The organism is Arenibacter troitsensis (assembly GCF_900177645.1).
Taxonomy (GTDB): Bacteria; Bacteroidota; Bacteroidia; order Flavobacteriales; family Flavobacteriaceae; genus Arenibacter; species Arenibacter troitsensis.
This window is the reverse complement of record NZ_FXAO01000001.1, coordinates 351,789-371,030: the sequence shown is the minus strand read 5'-3', so window position 1 is coordinate 371,030 and position 19,242 is coordinate 351,789. Positions and strand designations below refer to the sequence as shown.

Here is a 19,242-nt window from a genome sequence, read left to right as displayed (position 1 = left end):
ATAAAAAACATTGTTTTTCTCCGTCACTAATATCAACGGATTCAAAAACGTAAATGATTATCCATAAACAAATGCACCAAATATGGGTGACCTTTTCAACTGATGTACAAAACGCCCAACTACTGATGCATTCCTTGTACTAGGCTTTTTTTTTGGATAATTAGTGATGGCAATACTGCCATCAGTTAAACAACCCCTAATCAAAATGGAAATTCATAAGATGGTGACCATTGAGCGCTTTCTGACTTAAATATGCGCTCTCTAAATGGCGAAGAAATATAAAAAGGAACGGATGGTACCAATACATTTTCAATATAATCCTGATAAGAATTAAAGGTAGAATAGTTTTCTGCAGCTCCTTGTTTTACTTCAAAAGCTTTATTTGCAAAAATCTCGGTAACCGCCTCTGGAAATAACCCTTCAGGTATTTCAGGTATGGTCGGATTCGTATTTTGACCATCAAAAATGAATTCCAACTGAACCGAAGGATTTTCCGGAGAAGTTAATCCAGTACCAGACCTTATACCAACTAGACGAAGACGACCAACTTCAAAATCAGGTAACCCAGAAAAGCTTAATTGTTGATTATAAAAATTGTAATCAACAGTTGAATTGGGTATTGTAACCGTAGCTGGTATAGTGCCAGAGCCTTCAAAAGTATAATTTAACAACTGACCCCAATAGGTGGTATATTCAAATATGTCAGGAAAAGTGTATTGTTTGGTATACGAAGTACTTGACTGGAGGTAATCCGCATAAAGTAAATGACCGCTTCTAGCTCGATACATAGCTTCATTCTCGTATCCTGTGATTTTCACTAACGGTCTTTGAAATCTTTTATTTAAATCAAAAGTATTTGTAACGACATTAGCATTAGAAAAATCTTCCTGCACTAACGAGGTACGATTCTGTATATCACTAATGAATGCCCATTGATAACTATTTTCAATATCTGAATTAAAATAGCTTATGAATGTCATATTTGTTGCTAAATCATTACTGAACGCTGTTGAGACATGACCTGAAAGTTCATCGTCGTAGTAAATCAAAGAATTCCATGGACCTGAAGCCCTCATCTGATAACCCGCCTCAAAAAAAGGTACTTCAATCTTTGGAAATGCAGGTGATAAACCTCCTGATTTTTGATTTAAGGTTATTTCGTTACCAAGCATATTCAATGTAAGGTTATTGTATACATAGAAGTTAAATATTGAATTGTCAAAGTCATGAATGAAAGATATTGTAAACTCCGTATTGTCGTTTAATTCTTCTGTGGTGCAAAATGACAATGTTTCAATTTCACCGGACTCATGTGTCTTACTATCTATATAGTTTCCATCTATATCTGATATCACTACATGCACTTTCTCAACATTCTTCCGCATAAAGTCATTCGGAAAGTTAATCTTAAAGAATTTGTTTGCAATTCCTATAGCAATAGAATCCTTTGAGACATTACCTAAAGCATCTTCCATTACAAATATTAGATTACCCATACCCGTTGGTAATTCTTGTGGATTTAATGAGAAAGTAAAATCAGTAGTATTTTCTTTTTCCAACAGCAATAAATCATCAAGATATACATGCAATTGTTCAACGTTTGAAACAAGATCTGTAATGCTTGGTGATAACTGAATTTCATCGCAGATAATTTCATTTTCAGAGATACTATCAAGTATTAGAATTGGACCTTTATTATCTATTTTAATAGTAATTGTTTTAGTTCCAATTATTTTTCCATCAGCATAAGCATTAACTCTGAAAGTATGTTCGCCGTCTTCATATTGTTGAGTTTCCACTGTTAAAGTATAAGGTGGAGCGTTGAAATCATGAATAATATCATTATCCATAAGCACTTCTAATTTCGATATAAGGGCATCTCCAGTTAATGTAATGGTAATTTCCTCTGAAGTGATAACAACGTCATTTTCAATATTTAATTCGATCAGGATATTTTGAATTATCTCTTTCTCTTTTTCAGCCGAAGAATCTTCATCTGTACACGCAATTAATAGAAAAAGGGTTGAGATAAATATAATTTTTATTCTAAACATGTATATGAATCAGTATTTATGCCCGGCTATCATTGCATCCAAGCACTCACAATTTAAGTATAAAATAACGCTAACAGCTAAAATTTATTGCAACTTCAATTCTACAACACTTGCACAAAATGGAAAATTCCGTATCATAATCCAAGGAACGTCAAGAGCCTGTAATTACTGTTTGCTTCACTACTTCTGCTGGCAACACCTATAATTAATGAGGAATTTGGCCTTTTCGCCAAGGTCTGTGTATATTTATAAAGTCGCTAAATTGAAAATTACACGATAGCGAAATATTCAATTTTAGCTTTAGCATAGAATAAAAATCAAAACCCGCCCGAACGCCCGGCTGAATGATAAAGTCGGACAGGTATCTGTTCTATACGGGCGGGCAGTAAGCATTAGCTAATTACTTAGACGGAAACTGGCCAGCTAGTCAACCCGTCCGCTGCTAACGTAAATGGCGTACCTGGTTTTCCACAGACTACTCCTTTTAGTTCTTTTTTATCCTTTTACCGATTTTGTTTGAGCATTAGATAAAAATATTGAACTTTTGATCTATGCTAATCCAGAATATTTAAATGAAATTCCTTTTAATAGTATTCAATATATTTATTATAATTTCTTGTAGTAAATCTCCAGAAATAGTAAACACGGAACCAGAAATAATAAACACGGAGCCAGAAGAAGTGCTAGAACCGGAAAATCCGGTATATCAGAAAGACTCGACATTGATCATCGATTCTGTTTTTCCACAATTAGTAGATTTGGGCGACACTTTAAATTTAAAAGGAAAGAATTTCAACAGAGATATACGTTTGACTTTAGGTCAAGTACAATTAAAGAATCTTTTTAATAACGATAGTATAATTCAGTTTGAGATTCCATATTGGGGTTTCGACCCCGATAGCCTTATCATTGATATAGACAATCGAGATACGATTGTTGCATTTAACAACGCTTTTCAACTTTATGAACCGGTGATTGATTCCATACCAAGCAACTATGGATTAAGGGATACCGTTGTCGTTTACGGAAAACATCTTACTAATTATCCCGAAGCAGTAAATGGAATTATAGAGTTGAACAATGATAGGATAAGTGTTTTAGATCATAGCAAGGACTCTATAAGGTTCATCCTTCCCTACAATGTCAATAAACATGAGAACGATTTGGTGATCCGGGCTCAATTGCGGGAAATTGTAAGGCCAAAGTCAATTGTAATTCCAGATCCAGTTATTTCTGGGGTTTCTAACGATAGTTTATTGATAGGTGAAAGTCTTACCATATACGGCTCTAATTTTTTTGAATACAGAGATTATCTTCATGAAGTTTATATTGGTGAAAACAGAGCTGAAATTGAAGAAGTATATAGCGATTCCATAATCGCAAAAGTTCCTTTGGGCCTATATCGTGATAGGAATATAAATAATGTTACGGTTAAAGTTGTGGAGAAAGAAGTAACTAAAGATTTTGGCTTATACTTAAAAAACACATGGTATCAATATGGAAGAATTGACAACTTAGGGCTTTCTGGCATAGGTGATCGAGGGCATACTTCTAATTGGAGCTTTTATTACAATAATGCATTTTATTCACTGCAAGATAGAGACGGAGGTTTGTGTTATGGAGATTTCAAAAAATTAGGTTTCTCGAAGTATAACCTTGATGAGAATTCCTGGGAAACTTTACCAGATATTCAAATTGCTTGTGACTCAGGCCGATTTAGTGGTTTCCACACTTATTCTTTAAATGATGGCAACGTTTATATATATCTTTCAAGAGAAACTGATAATTTTTATGAATACGACTTGGAATCCGGCGCACTAACCCCTTTACAAGACTTCCAAAACGTCGATGTGGTCAAAGAGCCAATGGGGTTTGTTTTAAATAATACGTTCTATTTTGGAATGGGTAGGACAGGTGGAACATCGACCAATCCAAATAGAAAGTTATGGAAGTTTGAGGAAAGTACTAATTCTTGGGGATATGTTTCCGAAATGCCTTTTGTTGAAGGTCAAGGTACTGGGGACCATTCTAGCTATTTTATAAAAGACGGAAAGGCATATATCGGAAACGGGTGGCAGCTTTACGATATGTGGGAGTTTACGCCGGAGGAAACATGGATTCGTAAAACAGATCTTGTAAACCCCGTAGGTGGAACCGCATTTGTAAAAGTTGAAAATAGCGGCTATTATCATGAACGTCATGGGTTAGGTCATACCGGAGGTACTTTTCACCAATATGATATTAATTTGGACACATATTCAATGAGGGAGGATCTGACCATAACGGGTTATCTTTTAGAAAGTAAATCTATGTTTGTGCATAATGGTTTCGTTTACTTTATTGGATATACTGGAAGCCCTTTTCTACCAGATTTCAGTTCAATAAAAAGATATGATCATGTTGTACTAAGAACAGAAATTTCAAACTTCATAGATTAATATGAAAAAGACCGTTTTTCTTATTATTTGCTCAGTTCTTTTTTTTTCTTGTGCCAAGAATGACCCTACTGAAAAGCAATCACCGATTGAATCAGAAATGGAGACCGAAGAACCTTTTGATGTTCTGAATTTTGACCTGGAAATAGAAGTCTTTGAAAAGGGGGGAGTTGTATTAGAGGCTATATCTGCTGAATTGGAGGCAGATAAAATATCAGAATTTGGTTTTTTAATCTCTCAATTAAAAAATCCGAATTTTGCGAATTCTCGAGTTATAGAATCCGATGAATTGATCGACAATATGTTTTCTCAAACAGTTGAGGATGATTTAGATTTTAATGTGGAATATCATGTTGTCGCCTACATCAAACAAGGTGAAGAATATACCTATACAAAAGTAAAATCTTTTGTGTCGACAGGCAGTAAGGCTCCAGAAATCATAAGCGTCGCTCAGGCCCATATTGGGGATACTTTGGAAATCAAAGGACTAAATTTTACATCGATTCAAAACAGAACCAAGGTTTTGTTCGATGAAGAAATCGCAACTGTATTGCAATCTTCGGATACCATAATAAGATGTATTGTTCCTAAAACCCTGAAAAAATTTGACCCGAAAGTTAAAGTTGAGCTTTTTAGTAAATCCGCAGACTTTGAAGCATTTTCGTTGTTTAAACCTATTATTGAAAGCCTTTCGGCAACCTCGGTCTCAATTGGAGATACCCTCACGGTCTATGGCAAACACTTTGATTTAGAGAATGAAAGAAACTCGATTGCCATTGAGGAAAAGCAAGCCGAAATTTTGCTGTCTTCTAGAGATTCTATAACATTTGTTTTACCCCAGCCTTTATCATTTTCTAACAACACTTTTACCCTTACATCGCAGTTACAAGATGTAGAATCAGAGTTATCTTTTAGTATAAGACCTCCAGTAATTTCAGAGATTCCTCTAAGTTTTCGTTCTTATGAAACAATTGAATTCACAGGAGATGAGTTCAGTTCAATCGCCGAAGACAATATTGTTTTATTCGACAATCACCAGGCCACAGTAATCGAAGCATCCAAAACCAAATTAAAGGTCAGGGTGCCAATCGGGCCATACGAGGATAAAAATCCTGCCCTACAAATTAAAATAATGGACCATGTATTTCAATTTGAAGATAATCTTGAGTTCATCGACACGTGGTTGCTTTATAGGGAGCTCGAAGAGAACCACTTCACACATTTTATCTCGAATGACGACTCAGCTTACATCTTTATTGAAGATGATACCAATGCTCGATTTATAGTCAGGGTTTTAGATTCAAATTTAAGCTTGACGTCATCATTTCATGTTGATTATCCAAGAACCAGTATGAAAGATGAGCAATATGCCGTATTATATAATAAAGATTCAAATCGAGTGTTTTTTTACTTTGCAGAGGAAGAAGAGCACAATTTCTATGAATTTTTAAAAGATAACAGAACTTTGGTGGAAAGGACGAATTACCCCGACACTGAAAGAAGTGGCCCCGTAATTTTTACAATTGACGGGATGATTTATATGGGCCTTGGCAACTATCCAACATCGAATTCATATCCTGATTATGAACCTTTTTCACATTTTTGGCGATATGATGATCAAACTGACTCATGGACGCAGGTTGCGGATTTTCTTGGCAATATCAATCGAAGGCGAAGTTCCGTATTCGTTATTGACAAAGAAGGCTATGTCGGTAATGGAGCTACCTCTACCGGACATTACGATTTTTGGAAATTTTCTCCAACCAATAATGAATGGGACCGAATAGACAATTTCCCTGATATTAGGAAAAATACGGCTTCATTCGAATATAATGGTAATGGATATGTAGTTTTTGGTGGATGGTTAAGCTCTTTGGATGACGTTTTTAAATATGTTCCAAGCTTAGATGACTGGTTTAAAATGGAGGAAGTAAATGAATTCTTCTTTCAAGACTACGGTAGATCTCCAGAACCAACAACAATCTTAAAATTTTCCAATGCTATATACCTAATAGTTGGTAAATATCCGAATGATTTGTGTTTTAAGGTCGATTTGGATAAACTATAAAAATAAATAATCAAGAATTAATATTAGGATTTAGAAGCAGATCAAATGATGGGGATTTCATTTCCGAAGGCATTATTATTACAAAAATGAGTTTAAATGGAGAGATCATTTGGGTAGCGAATCTTGAAGGTTTAAACTATGGAAAAACAATAATTGACAAAACTGGCGGATAGATTTCACTTATTGGAAACACTAAGAATCGCAGTGATTTTGAAATAATTAAAATGGACGAACAAGGATCTATTCTTTGGAAAAATAGTTTTGGAGGAAGCGGGCAGGAATGGGGGGGGGGGGGGGGGGGGGGAAGATTTAATACAATTTGCTGACAATTCCTTAGCAGTTCTTGGAACATCAAGTTCTAGTGATGGAGAAATACTAAATAATTACGGCACGAAGGACGATGTAATTCTAGCTAAGCTAAGTTATTCTGGAAAATTATTAGGTTTGAAAAATTTTGGTGGTAGCGATCGGGAGTGGACTAACTCTTTTTTAGAGATTGGTAATGGGGAATTTATTATAAATGCATCTACATCTTCCTTTGATTATGATGTAATAAATAACTTCGGAGCTACTGGGACTGATAATTGGATATTTAAGGCAAAGGAAATTATTCTTGAATGAAATGTCCGCACGTGTATTATAAAAAGCACTAGTCCAGTTTTCTAAAGTTAATTAATATTTTACTTAAGCTCAAGACTCCCGGGACCTTTCTAAGGTGGCAATGATATCCTCACGTCTATATCTTATCCTGTTTCCTATCCTATACGGCATCAGCCCCCTTCTTTGACCTATCATGAACAGTAACCAAAGGGATTCCAAGAAATTTTACCACTTGCTTTCGGTCCAAAAAACCCAATGGTTCTTTGGAAATTAGTCTTTACTCAAGGTCCTTGATTTTCTGACCTACCTCAACCAAAATAGTGCGCCTAAATTCTTCGGCATTTACGTAATCAACCTGAACTTGCTTGTTTACAATGCACCTTTCAATTAATTATATCCAGTAACAAAATAAGCGATAAAATCGTAGAAAAAGGGTGTATTTTTTGGTGTAACATTAATGAAACGTCAACAAAATACCTGTTGACAACTCAATAGATTGTTAATAAAAAAATATTAGTTAATAAGTGGACTTAAAGATTAAAAAAACATAGTTTCACACCATACAGCTGCTTCTATCTAAGCAATTAGTTTTCTGAAATAACCCTCTCCATATACGGCCATAATCCGCTTAAACTGCTCCAAAAACAACTCATTAGCATGAATTAGGTAAATTGAACCAACTATGGAGTAGCAAATTAAATCATAACCAATTCAAAGGCCACCTATTTTTGTGATACACCGTCAAACATTTCTTCATAGGGAGACAAAAATGACACACTAACAGAAATAAAAAAAAGCAACTAACTGAATATAAGTTAGTTGCTTTTACATAAAAGTGACCCCGGAGGGATTCAAACCCCCAACCCTCAGAGCCGAAATCTGATGCGCTATTCAGTTGCGCCACGGGGCCTCACGTTTATTTTTCTCCATCGCCTTCCTGCAGCAGATTTTAGATACTTTTCTCTATTTCTTGCCGCTAGCCTAGTTTCGTAATCCTCCGTCAGGACTACTTCCCAAGGAACATAGGCTTTGGTCGATTTTGTCTTTCCTGAATTATGCTGTTTTAAACGAACTTCAATGTTATCCGTAATCCCAACATAATATCTTTCAAAACTACTACTATATATTACATAGACCTTATACATTCCCTATAAAATCCAATGCGCCCCGCCCGAACGTGCCAACCAATATCCAATACACCTACCCTAACTCGTTCGGGCACGGGCGGGTATTCAGTTGCGCCACGGGGCCTTATACTGACCTATTCGGTCAGATATGCTTTCTTAATTGGCCAACTTGGCCTTAACTATATTGGAAATGGTCTTCCCATCTGCCTGTCCGGCCAATTCCTGGGATACGATTCCCATAACCTTGCCCATATCCTTCATTCCTGACGCTCCAACGGCATCAATGGTCTGCACCACTACCTTTTCTATCTCTTCTTCGGTCAACTGCTCTGGAAGGAATTTTTCGATGATCAAGGCCTGTGCCAATTCCGGCTCTGCCAGATCCTCACGTCCCTGTTCCTTATAGATGGCCGCACTGTCCTTGCGTTGCTTTACCAATTTTTGAACCAGCTTTACTTCATCTTCCTCGGAGAGTTCCTTTCCTGGACCTGTTTCCGTCTGTGCCAACAATAAGGCTGATTTTATAGCTCGTAACGACTCCAATGCCACGGTGTCCTTGGCCTTCATTGCCGCCTTCATATCTTCCATTACCCTCTGCTGTAAACCCATATCTTTTTTTTAGCCCTGCGAAGATAAAAATAAACCCGAAAATATAAGCTATTTTCGGGTTTAAACTTTAGGTTTTATAGTTGTACGAACAGTACTAATCTACATTGTCATGTAAATAAGAGTTGTTGGAACGTAATTGAATATCATCATTACTATCCTCGCTTAAGCTTGTTCTGGAAACTTTACTTTCCTTAGGGTTCTCATTTAAGTTTATCCCCTGTCTCTTATAGGCAGGTTGCTTGGATATTTCGTCCAAATTGCTAAGGCTATTCTGAAATTTATAATTAAAGTCCTTCAGTTTTCTTCTGCGCTCATCTGCCCGTTCCTTTAACAGGATTTCAATTGGGGTATTAATAGGATCTTCGTCCTCTACGTTCACCCTCTGCTGGTTGGACTCTGACCTTGCAACAGTACGCTTTTCAAATATCAACTCGTCTTCAACAATTCGTGGCTCAAACTCCTCTGCCTTGGATTTGGCTCCGGTAAGTTTCTTTTCCAACTCCATATAATCGTCCAAACTATAACGCTTTTCCCCGTTCTTGTTATACTCTAGGACAGGAATTACTTCTACGTGATCCTTTACCTCAAAATCCCTTACCTCTTCATCCAAATCGAAGGTAATCACATGTTGTGCTTCCTCTTCCTCCTCTGTTGGTCTTTTGGCCAAAGGCATATCAAAACTGAACTCGAACTGGTCTTCTTCCTCCACCTTGTTGGATACTACCCGTGGATCAACAACTTCTATATCCTTAATCTCATCGGATGCATTGATAATGATAAAATCGTCCTGAACATTTTCAGCTACTACTTCCTCATAGAATACATTAAAATTCCTAATAAAATTAGTAGTAGGTATCAAATCCATTTTTGGCTCCTCATGCACCACGTTGCGCTTCACAGGAATCGCCTTAATTTCCTCTTCTTCGACCAACTGGTGAACAACATTCTTTGGAGTAAGGTTATGCTCCGCGCGTTGCTCATCTTCTAACGTATGAATGATTTTTTTGGATTCCGTATTTACAATATCATCCTGTTGATCTATATTAAAACCCGTGGCAATAACCGTAACTGCGATTGCCTCGCCCAGTCCCTCATCTTCACCGACCCCCATAATGATATTGGCCCCAAAACCTGCCTCATTTTGAATATGGTCATTAATTTCACCTATTTCGTCTATCGTAATTTCCTGAGCACCGGAAACGATTAGTAAAAGTACATTCTTGGCCCCAGTAATTTTGTTGTCGTTTAACAAGGGGGAATCCAACGCCTTCATAATGGCCTCATGGGCCCTTGAAGAACCAGAAGAAATGGCCGATCCCATAATGGCCGTTCCACTACTGCTCAATACAGTTTTGGCGTCACGTAAATCTATGTTCTGAGTATAGTGATGTGTTATTACTTCTGCAATACCACGAGCGGCAGTAGCCAATACTTCATCCGCTTTGGAAAAACCAGCTTTGAAACCCAAATTGCCATATACTTCCCTTAATTTATTGTTGTTGATAACAATCAAGGAGTCTACATTGGCACGTAATTTTTCTATTCCCAACTGAGCCTGTTGGCAACGCATTTTACCTTCAAATTGAAAAGGCATGGTAACGATCCCCACTGTAAGAACATCCATTTCCTTTGCCATTTTTGCAATGACAGGGGCAGCACCAGTACCTGTTCCCCCGCCCATACCGGCAGTAATAAATATCATTTTTGTGGTAGTATCGAGCATTTGCTTGATCTCCTCCATACTTTCAATAGCCGCCTGTTCCCCCACTTCAGGATTGGCACCAGCGCCCAATCCTTCAGTCAACGAAACTCCCAATTGTATCTTATTGGGTACGGGACTATTTTGAAGTGCTTGCGAATCGGTATTACAAATCACAAAATCCACGCCATTGATACCGGCCTGGAACATGTGATTTATGGCATTACTACCGCCACCGCCAACACCTATGACTTTAATTACGTTACTCTGATTTTTGGGTAAATCAAAGGATATGCTTTCAAATTCAGTGTTCTTGCTCATATTATTTATTTTACTGGTTTACTATACTTTTCTTATTTTATAATCTATTCCGCATTATCCAAGAAATCCTTCAATTTCTCGGACCATTTGTCAAAAATAGATTTACGCTCCTTTTTTATGGCAGTTTTGGTCTGGGTGCTATCTTCCCCTGAAAAAACCTCACGATCCAATTCCTTATCCACAGCCTCCTGCCGTGCTTCCCTAACTTTGGCTTTGTTCTGCACCGCATTCATCAAGAGTCCCACTGCAGTTGCATATAAGGGACTGGCTATTTCCTCATCCGAATCGCCTGCCAAATGTTCATTGGGGTAACCGATCCTAGTGTCCATCCCTGTTATATACTCTACCAATTGCTTTAAATGCTTTAACTGGCTTCCTCCTCCTGTCAATACAATCCCGGCAATCAATTTTTTCTTTTGCTCATCGTGGCCATAATTTTTGATCTCCACATAAACCTGCTCCACAATCTCCACCACTCTGGCATGTATTATCTTGGAAAGATTTTTCAAGGTGATTTCCTTGGGCTCACGTCCTCTTAACCCAGGGATGGAAACAATTTCATTATCCTTGTTTTCTCCTGGCCAAGCAGAACCAAACTTGATCTTTAAAAGCTCTGCCTGCTTTTCAATAATGGAACAGCCCTCCTTGATATCTTCGGTAATAACATTACCTCCAAAAGGGATTACTGCGGTATGACGGATTATTCCATCCTTAAAAATGGCCAAATCCGTGGTGCCCCCACCTATATCTATCAACGCTACACCTGCCTCTTTCTCTTCCTGACTTAATACCGCGTTGGCAGATGCCAATGGCTCCAAGGTTATATTCCCTAGATCTAGGCCGGCACTCTTTATACATCTTCCCACATTACGGATAGAGGAAACTTGACCTACCACTACATGGAAATTGGCTTCCAGTCTGCCCCCGTACATCCCCATAGGCTGCTTTATCTCGGCCTGCCCGTCTACCTTGAATTCCTGTGGCAACACGTGGATAATTTCCTCTCCAGGAAGCATTACCAATTTATAAACTTGATTACAGAGCTTTTCCACATCATCCTCATTGATGACCTCTTCCGATTTCGCCCTGGTGATATAATCGCTATGTTGCAAACTTCTAATATGCTGTCCTGCAATACCTACCACCACAGAACTGATCTTTAAACCGGAATTGCCTTCGGCCAGTTCAACCGCTTGCTGTATAGACTTAATGGTTTGCGTAATATTATTGACCACTCCGCGGTGTACTCCCAAACTTTTAGATCTGCCAATACCCAAGATTTCAATCTTGCCATACTCATTTTCCTTACCAATGATGGCTACAATTTTGGTGGTCCCAATATCCAACCCTACTGAATAATTACCTTGTTCCATATCTTAAATTTTGGTGCACACTACTTGGTTATTAAATTCTAAACTTACCCTGTTGTAATCGTTCAACGTTTTGTCCTTATTTGCTTTTGAATAAAAAGCTTTGAAATTGCTGAACTTTTTCTCTAGTTCGTCCACATGGCCCAAATCCACTACAAAATTCTCCATCCTAAACTTTAACTGATACTTTTGCTCCTCGGTTATATGAACGCCTATTATATTCTTTCGCAAGAATTCATCAGAATTTATATAAGTCAAAATTTCGTACACTCCCTCCGTACTTTTATTGGTTACTATTCCTGTAATTATTGGTACCCGCGCAGAATGATATTTTGAAAATGGCATACGTTTACCATCCTCATCTATATAAAACTTTGCAACTCCCTCAACTCTTCCGATTGGTTTTCGCTGTATGACTTTAGCCACTAGATCCCCGTTTACCGTAAGGTAAACCTGGGCTTTTTTCACCATTTCATTAGCTTCGATAGCTTTTTCTATAGTATTCAAAACTATATCTTCTTTGGGCAGGTTTCTAAGGTCTCCAGAATTTTGTATTAACAATTTATTAACCGTCTCTTGGGTCATATATAGATTCTGATCCCCGACGAACTCAATTTCAATTTTATCTATTTTTTTATGCCTGTTCCTAGCACTGGAAAATGCATAAAGTCCCGTAATTACAAGCATCAGGGCTCCGAATTTTATGAAATTCCAATTAATTTTCATTTCTTTATTTTTAATGTCTTTTTTGAACAAGATTTAATTCCTTTTTAATTTTTGATACTTCCAATCCAATATCTCCAGCTCCCAGGGTTATTAAAACATCGGGTTTTTGGGCTAATATTTCTGAAATCAACTCTGACTTTCCAATTAATTTTTTCCTTGGGCTTGTAATTTTATCCAACAACCATTGAGAGTTAACCCCTTCAATTGGCTTTTCCCTGGCCGGGTAAATATCCAACAACAATAAACTGGGAAAATTAGACAGGCTTTTGGCAAATTCATCCACAAAATCCCTTGTTCTGGAGAATAAATGCGGCTGAAAAACGGCCAATATACTTTTTCCGGGATGCATTTCGGAAACCGCTTGAAATGCAGCATCAATTTCCGTAGGATGATGTGCATAATCATCTATAAATACAAAATCGGAATTCTTTATCTGATAGGAAAAACGTCTTTGCACACCTTTAAAAGTGGCCAAGGCCTCTGCCAAACTAGAAGGAGACGAACCGGCTTGTATGGCCATGGCATAAGCTACCAAACCATTGAGCAGGTTGTGTCTACCTGGTTTATTAAATCTAACGGATTTAAGATTGGCCTCCGGAGAATCCAAATCAAAAATATAGGTACCGTGGTCTATTCTAATATTCCTAATGCAATAATCGGAATTGTCCTCTATACCATAGGTTGTCCCCTCCAAATCCAAACCATTCCGTACCAACAGTTTACCATTGGGCTTTATTCGATTTACAAAATCACGAAATGACCTTTGCAGCTCCTCACTGTTGCCATATATATCCAAATGATCTGCATCCATTGAAGTAATACAGGCCACATTAGGTGATAACTGAAGAAAGGAACGATCAAATTCATCCGCCTCTACCACAGAATACTCCGAACCTTCCAGCAAAAAATTACTGTTGAAATCCTCTGAAATCCCACCCAAAAAAGCCGTAATGGGAGTCCCGGTCTCCTTTAATAAATGAGCCAGAATACAAGAAGTAGTTGTCTTGCCATGTGTGCCTGCAACTGCGAAACAATAGGTATCCCTTGTAATTAATCCCAATACTTCCGAACGCTTTTTCACCTGAAAGCCATGGGCTATAAAATAATTATACTCCCCATGATCATTAGGCACGGCGGGAGTATATACCACCAAGGTATTATTAGGATCCAAATATTCCTTGGACACCAATTGCAAATCATCTTCATAATGCACTTGGATACCCAAATCCACTAAATCCATAGTAAGCGGTGTTTCGGTCTTATCATAGCCCGAAACATTTTTGCCTATAAATTTAAAATATCGCGCAAGGGCGGACATACCAATACCTCCAATACCTATAAAGTAGACGTTATGTATATCTTTTATGCCCATTTTCTTATTGTTGCACTAATAATTTTTCTATTTCATTTACGATCTCCTTGGTAGCGTTGGGCATGGCCAAATTCTTGATATTGGCTCCCAACTTCCCCCTCAAGTCCATATTACGGATCAATTCCAAAAACACTGTCTCGAATTTTTCATCCAATTCTGTTTCCCGTACCATAATAGCGGCATCCTTTTCCACTAAGGATTGGGCGTTTTTTGTTTGATGGTCCTCCGCCACGTTTGGGGAAGGAATAAAAATTACCGGTCTGCCCACAATGCACAGCTCAGAAACGGAACCTGCTCCCGCTCTGGAAATAATAATATCTGCAGCCCCATAGGCCAAATCCATCCTATTCAAAAATGCCACTACCTTGACATCCCCGCTTTCATATTTTTTATATTCCTCATAATACAGCTTACCACTTTGCCATATTACCTGAATTCCTTGTTCCTTGAACAAAGGCAAACTCTGTTCAATAAGAACATTTACACGTCTTGCCCCAAGACTACCGCCCAGGACAAGCAATGTGGTTTTATCCGCCTGTAAACCAAAGAAGCTCAACGCCTCTACTTTATTCTCCACCAATGACACCAAATCCCCACGTACAGGATTACCCGTCTTTACAATTTTATCCTTAGGAAAAAATTTCTCCATGCCATCATAGGCCACACATATTTTGGCCACTTTGTTCGCCAATAATTTATTGGTGATGCCAGCATAGGAATTTTGTTCCTGCAACACACATGGGATCCCCTTTCCCGATGCCACTTTTAATAGGGGACCACTGGCAAAGCCACCGGTACCCACAACGGCATGGGGTTTAAAGTTTCTCACTATGCTTGCTGATTTCATCAAACTACTTATCACTTTAAAAGGAAACATTAAATTTTTCAAAGTGAGCTTCCTTTGCAACCCACTTATCCACAAACCTTCAATTTTGTACCCTGCCTGGGGTACCTTTTCCATCTCCATTCTATCTTTTGCCCCTACGAACAAAAATTCAGCATCGGGATACCTTACTTTTAACTCATTTGCAATAGCAATGGCAGGATAAATATGTCCGCCCGTGCCTCCCCCAGATAATATAAATCTATAACTGCCCACTTAACACTTCTAAAGGGTTGGTCTCATCTATTTCCTCCGATTCGGTTTGAACATGTTTATTGCTTGCACTAAGAATAATCCCTATGGCCAAACAGGTCATCCAACTTGAGGTTCCACCACTACTAATTAAAGGCAAGGTCTGACCGGTAACTGGGAAAAGTTCCACGGCCACCGCCATATTGATCAATGCCTGAAAAACTATAGGAAGACCAACTCCCAAAACCAAAAGTTTTCCAAATACGGTTTCATTACTATTTGCCACTACCACGATCCTAAAAAGCAACAACAAGTAGAAGAACATCAATACAAATCCCCCCAACAGTCCATACTCCTCAACAATAATGGCGTAAATAAAATCTGAAGAACTCTGTGGCAAAAAATTCTTCATTACGCTCTTTCCTGCTCCATTACCCACTATTCCTCCTGTTGCAATGGCAATTTTCGCCTTCTCTATTTGATAATCGGCCTCCGTATCTTCAGGATTGGAGAAGCTTTCAATTCTGCTCATCCAAGTATCTACCCTATTCGGAAATAAGTCGGGCACCGCCTTCGCCGTCAAAATAAACAGTGTTAGGCTCAATATTCCCGCACCAACTATTCCCAACAGGTACTTAAAGGGATACCCCCCTATAAAACACAATAGCAGCACCATGGAAAATATAATGGCGGCCGTTGAAAAATTGGCAGGCAGTATTAACACTATTACCAAAAAAACTGGTAACCAAAGAGGAAGAATACTCTCTTTAAAAGTTATGGTCTTATCCTTTATTTTTGTTAAATACCTAGCTACATAAATCATTAGTACCACCGCAGCCAGGTTGGAAGTCTGAAATGTAAAACCAACTATGGGAATACGGATCCACCTACTTGCATTGGCACCATCTATAACCTGGCCCTGTGCCAACGTATAAAGTAACAAAAGCAATACCACCGGCATTGCAATCAAGGACAAACCTTTAAAAAAGTGTGTGGGAATACGGTGCACCCCATAAATTATACCAAACCCCATTAAGAGAAGTATGGCATGCTTTACCAGATAACCAATGGTGGTACCATTGCCCACCACGTACACCAAGTTACTACTGGCACTATAAACAGGTAAAAACGAAAATAAGGCCAAAAGGGCCACCACTGCCCAAATAGCTTTATCTCCATTAATTTTGTTTAAAAATCCGAACACTCTTTATAATTTTTTTACTGCTTCCTTAAATTGCTTTCCCCTATCTTCATAATTCTTGAACAAGTCGAAACTGGCACAGGCCGGGGACAACAATACAGTATCCCCACGTTCCGCTATCTTATAGGCAACTTTTACGGCCTCGTCCATAGCAAATGTTTCTACTACCAGGTCCACCACATTGCCAAAGGCATCCTTTATTTTGGAATTATCCGTACCCAAACATATTATAGCCTTTACTTTTTCGCGCACCAAAGGCATTAATTCCTTGTAATCGTTTCCTTTATCCACCCCTCCTACAATCCACACCGTTGGTGTTTTCATGCTGTCCAAGGCATAGTAGGTAGCATTTACATTGGTAGCTTTGGAATCGTTTACATACTGAACATGATGAATTTTAAGTACTTTTTCCAACCTATGCTCTGCTCCCTGAAAATTTTCTATACTTCTGCGTATAGTCTCCTTTCTAATACTAATTAGTTTAGCGGCCGTAGTGGCAGCCATGGTATTCTTTACATTGTGTTTTCCTTCCAAAGCCAAAGCGTCTGTACCCATCTCTATAGTGTTATTTTGTGTCTTAATAATTATTTTATCATTCTCTAAATATGCCCCTTCATCCAATTTCCTATTAATGGAAAAGGGCAATAATTTTGATTGGACCGGGTTCTTTTGCAACCACTGGACTATTACTTCATCATCGGCATCATATATTAAATAATCCTCCTTTGTCTGGTTTTTTGCAATTCGAAATTTGGAGGCTATGTAATTCTCAAATTTGTACTCATACCTATCCAAATGATCTGGAGTAATATTGGTAAGGATGGCTATGTGTGGTTTAAAATCCACTATCCCGTCCAATTGAAAACTACTTATCTCCAAAACATAAAAATCAAAGTCCTTTTCTGCCACCATTTTGGCATAACTATCCCCAATATTCCCTGCCATCCCTACGTGTAACCCGCCTTCTTTTAAAATGTGGTTCGTTAGCATGGTGGTAGTGGTCTTTCCGTTACTTCCGGTAATCCCTATAATGGTCGCCTTGGTATACCGTGAGGCAAACTCGATTTCCGATATAATAGGAACCCCCTTCTCCTTAAGCTTAACTACCACAGGAACCTTATCCGGGATACCTGGACTTTTCATGACCAGATCGGCATTCAAAATCTTTTCTTCAGTGTGTTGCCGTTCTTCCCAATCTATTTCAAAATGTTCAAGAACTTTTTTATATTCCTCTTTTATAATCCCCTTATCGGAGACAAAAACTTCAAAACCTTCCTTTTGACCCAAAATAGCCGTTCCAACGCCACTTTCTCCGCCTCCCAAAACAACCAAACGCTCCATTCTAACGCACCTTTAAGGTTACAATGGTTATTACCGCCAACAGAATTCCAACAACCCAGAACCTAGTCACTATTTTACTTTCGTGGTATCCCTTTTTCTGATAATGATGATGCAATGGTGCCATTAGAAAAATCCTTTTTCCCTCACCAAATCTCTTTTTTGTGTACTTGAAATAACCCACTTGCAACATCACGGAAATGGACTCTGCAAAGAAAATTCCACATAAAACAGGTATTAGTAATTCCTTGCGAATAATGATGGCTATAACCGCTATTATTCCTCCAATGGTCAAACTTCCGGTATCCCCCATAAAAACAGTGGCCGGATAGGCATTGTACCACAGAAACCCAACCAGGGCACCCACAAAGGCTGCAATAAACACCACCAATTCCCCTACCCTGGGAATAAACATGATATCCAAATAATCCGAAAAAATGATGTTACCCGAAACCAGGGTAAAGATGCCTAGCGTAAATACAATTATTGCCGAAGTCCCGGCAGCCAGTCCATCTATACCATCGGTCAGATTTGCTCCATTGGAGACCGCCGTTACAATAATTATAATTATGGGAATAAATACCAACCAAGCATATTTCTCCATCCCATCTCCCATCCAGGTAATAAAACGGGCATAATCCAACTCGTTGTTTTTAATAAATGGCAAGGTGGTCATGGTAGATTTAATTTCCTTGCCAGGTACTTGCTGCACGGTATACTCCTGGGTAATTTCTGTTTTGGAATGCTCCTTCATGGTCACCTCCGGATGAAAATACAAAGTTGCCCCCACCATCAAGCCCAAAACTACCTGGCCCATTACCTTGAACCTTCCTTTTAAACCCTCTTTATCCTTTTTAAAAATTTTGATATAATCGTCCACAAAACCTATGATCCCCATCCAAACCGTAGTAACTATCAAAAGGATTACATAAATATTATCCAAGAAGCGCGCAAACAACAAAACTGGAATTAAGGTGGACATAATAATTATCAACCCACCCATGGTTGGGGTACCCGCTTTTTGTTTTTGACCTTCAAGACCAAGATCCCTCACAGTTTCCCCAATTTGCTTATGGCGCAAATAATTAATAATTCTTTTCCCATATACCGTGGCCAATAACAACGAAAGCATTACCGCCATTGCCGCCCTAAATGTGATAAATTGGAAAAGCCCCGCCCCTGGCAGTTGATAGTGTTTTTCCAAATATTCGAACAAATAGTATAGCATTCCTGGGTTTATTGTTTTT

General features: G+C 38.4%; 14 protein-coding genes and 1 tRNA gene. 3 read left to right on the top strand and 12 right to left on the bottom strand.

Annotation, left to right across the window (positions count from 1 at the left end; translation table 11 throughout):
• Positions 1–200: 200 nt before the first annotated feature.
• The gene (locus B9Y87_RS01505) at positions 201–2,054 is read right to left on the bottom strand and encodes an Ig-like domain-containing protein (RefSeq protein ID WP_085495511.1); all 1,854 of its coding nucleotides are present in this window, start codon (positions 2,052–2,054) and stop codon (positions 201–203) included.
• Positions 2,055–2,626: 572 nt separating this feature from the next.
• Between B9Y87_RS01505 and B9Y87_RS01500 the strand changes: the two genes are divergently transcribed.
• The 3 genes from B9Y87_RS01500 (at position 2,627) to B9Y87_RS01490 (ending at position 7,178) form a co-directional block, all read left to right on the top strand.
• Positions 2,627–4,492 (top strand): IPT/TIG domain-containing protein, encoded by a 1,866-nt coding sequence (locus B9Y87_RS01500; RefSeq protein WP_085495509.1) that lies wholly within the window; start codon positions 2,627–2,629, stop codon positions 4,490–4,492.
• A gap of 1 nt (position 4,493) precedes the next feature.
• On the top strand, positions 4,494–6,557 hold the full coding sequence (locus B9Y87_RS01495) for an IPT/TIG domain-containing protein (RefSeq protein WP_085495507.1): 2,064 nt from the start codon (positions 4,494–4,496) through the stop codon (positions 6,555–6,557).
• A gap of 261 nt (positions 6,558–6,818) precedes the next feature.
• Positions 6,819–7,178, top strand: coding sequence for a hypothetical protein (locus B9Y87_RS01490; protein WP_085495506.1), 360 nt, complete (start codon positions 6,819–6,821; stop codon positions 7,176–7,178).
• Between the two features lie 815 nt (positions 7,179–7,993).
• On the opposite strand, the gene B9Y87_RS01485 is transcribed toward B9Y87_RS01490, so the two are convergent.
• From B9Y87_RS01485 to mraY, 11 genes are all read right to left on the bottom strand, one after another.
• Positions 7,994–8,067, bottom strand: a tRNA-Arg gene (locus B9Y87_RS01485).
• Positions 8,045–8,302 carry a GIY-YIG nuclease family protein gene (locus tag B9Y87_RS01480; RefSeq protein WP_085495504.1) on the bottom strand — a complete coding sequence of 86 codons (258 nt, stop codon included), beginning with the start codon at positions 8,300–8,302 and terminating at the stop codon, positions 8,045–8,047. The genes B9Y87_RS01485 and B9Y87_RS01480 overlap by 23 nt, the downstream gene beginning before the upstream one ends.
• 138 nt (positions 8,303–8,440) lie before the next feature.
• Positions 8,441–8,893, bottom strand: a complete 453-nt coding sequence (locus B9Y87_RS01475) for a GatB/YqeY domain-containing protein (RefSeq protein ID WP_085495502.1) — start codon at positions 8,891–8,893, stop codon at positions 8,441–8,443.
• Positions 8,894–8,987: 94 nt separating this feature from the next.
• Positions 8,988–10,913: a cell division protein FtsZ gene (gene ftsZ / locus B9Y87_RS01470; RefSeq protein ID WP_085495500.1), complete on the bottom strand. Its 1,926-nt coding sequence runs from the start codon at positions 10,911–10,913 to the stop codon at positions 8,988–8,990.
• 44 nt (positions 10,914–10,957) lie between these two features.
• On the bottom strand, positions 10,958–12,286 hold the full coding sequence (ftsA, locus tag B9Y87_RS01465; RefSeq protein ID WP_072865213.1) for a cell division protein FtsA: 1,329 nt from the start codon (positions 12,284–12,286) through the stop codon (positions 10,958–10,960).
• Positions 12,287–12,289: 3 nt separating this feature from the next.
• Positions 12,290–13,009 (bottom strand): cell division protein FtsQ/DivIB, encoded by a 720-nt coding sequence (locus tag B9Y87_RS01460; RefSeq protein WP_085496590.1) that lies wholly within the window; start codon positions 13,007–13,009, stop codon positions 12,290–12,292.
• A gap of 10 nt (positions 13,010–13,019) precedes the next feature.
• Entirely contained in the window at positions 13,020–14,381 is a 1,362-nt protein-coding gene (gene murC / locus B9Y87_RS01455; protein WP_085495498.1) for a UDP-N-acetylmuramate--L-alanine ligase, read from the bottom strand.
• A 4-nt stretch (positions 14,382–14,385) separates the two neighbouring features.
• The gene (gene murG, locus B9Y87_RS01450; RefSeq protein WP_085495496.1) at positions 14,386–15,480 is read right to left on the bottom strand and encodes an undecaprenyldiphospho-muramoylpentapeptide beta-N-acetylglucosaminyltransferase; all 1,095 of its coding nucleotides are present in this window, start codon (positions 15,478–15,480) and stop codon (positions 14,386–14,388) included.
• Positions 15,467–16,660, bottom strand: coding sequence for an FtsW/RodA/SpoVE family cell cycle protein (locus B9Y87_RS01445; RefSeq protein ID WP_085495494.1), 1,194 nt, complete (start codon positions 16,658–16,660; stop codon positions 15,467–15,469). The genes murG and B9Y87_RS01445 overlap by 14 nt, the downstream gene beginning before the upstream one ends.
• A 3-nt stretch (positions 16,661–16,663) precedes the next feature.
• Complete coding sequence (gene murD / locus B9Y87_RS01440) at positions 16,664–17,998, bottom strand: UDP-N-acetylmuramoyl-L-alanine--D-glutamate ligase (protein WP_085495492.1); 1,335 nt, start codon at positions 17,996–17,998, stop codon at positions 16,664–16,666.
• Between the two features lies 1 nt (position 17,999).
• Entirely contained in the window at positions 18,000–19,223 is a 1,224-nt protein-coding gene (gene mraY, locus B9Y87_RS01435; protein WP_085495490.1) for a phospho-N-acetylmuramoyl-pentapeptide-transferase, read from the bottom strand.
• Positions 19,224–19,242 lie beyond the last annotated feature (19 nt).

Excerpts from the sequence above, each read along its gene's own strand:
- B9Y87_RS01505 (WP_085495511.1), bottom strand. The coding sequence starts at position 2,054 with ATGTTTAGAATAAAAATTATATTTATCTCAACCCTTTTTCTATTAATT.
- B9Y87_RS01500 (WP_085495509.1), top strand. The coding sequence starts at position 2,627 with ATGAAATTCCTTTTAATAGTATTCAATATATTTATTATAATTTCTTGT.
- B9Y87_RS01495 (WP_085495507.1), top strand. The coding sequence starts at position 4,494 with ATGAAAAAGACCGTTTTTCTTATTATTTGCTCAGTTCTTTTTTTTTCT.
- B9Y87_RS01480 (WP_085495504.1), bottom strand. The coding sequence starts at position 8,302 with ATGTATAAGGTCTATGTAATATATAGTAGTAGTTTTGAAAGATATTAT.
- B9Y87_RS01475 (WP_085495502.1), bottom strand. The coding sequence starts at position 8,893 with ATGGGTTTACAGCAGAGGGTAATGGAAGATATGAAGGCGGCAATGAAG.
- ftsZ (WP_085495500.1), bottom strand. The coding sequence starts at position 10,913 with ATGAGCAAGAACACTGAATTTGAAAGCATATCCTTTGATTTACCCAAA.
- ftsA (WP_072865213.1), bottom strand. The coding sequence starts at position 12,286 with ATGGAACAAGGTAATTATTCAGTAGGGTTGGATATTGGGACCACCAAA.
- B9Y87_RS01460 (WP_085496590.1), bottom strand. The coding sequence starts at position 13,009 with ATGAAAATTAATTGGAATTTCATAAAATTCGGAGCCCTGATGCTTGTA.
- murC (WP_085495498.1), bottom strand. The coding sequence starts at position 14,381 with ATGGGCATAAAAGATATACATAACGTCTACTTTATAGGTATTGGAGGT.
- murD (WP_085495492.1), bottom strand. The coding sequence starts at position 17,998 with ATGGAGCGTTTGGTTGTTTTGGGAGGCGGAGAAAGTGGCGTTGGAACG.
- mraY (WP_085495490.1), bottom strand. The coding sequence starts at position 19,223 with ATGCTATACTATTTGTTCGAATATTTGGAAAAACACTATCAACTGCCA.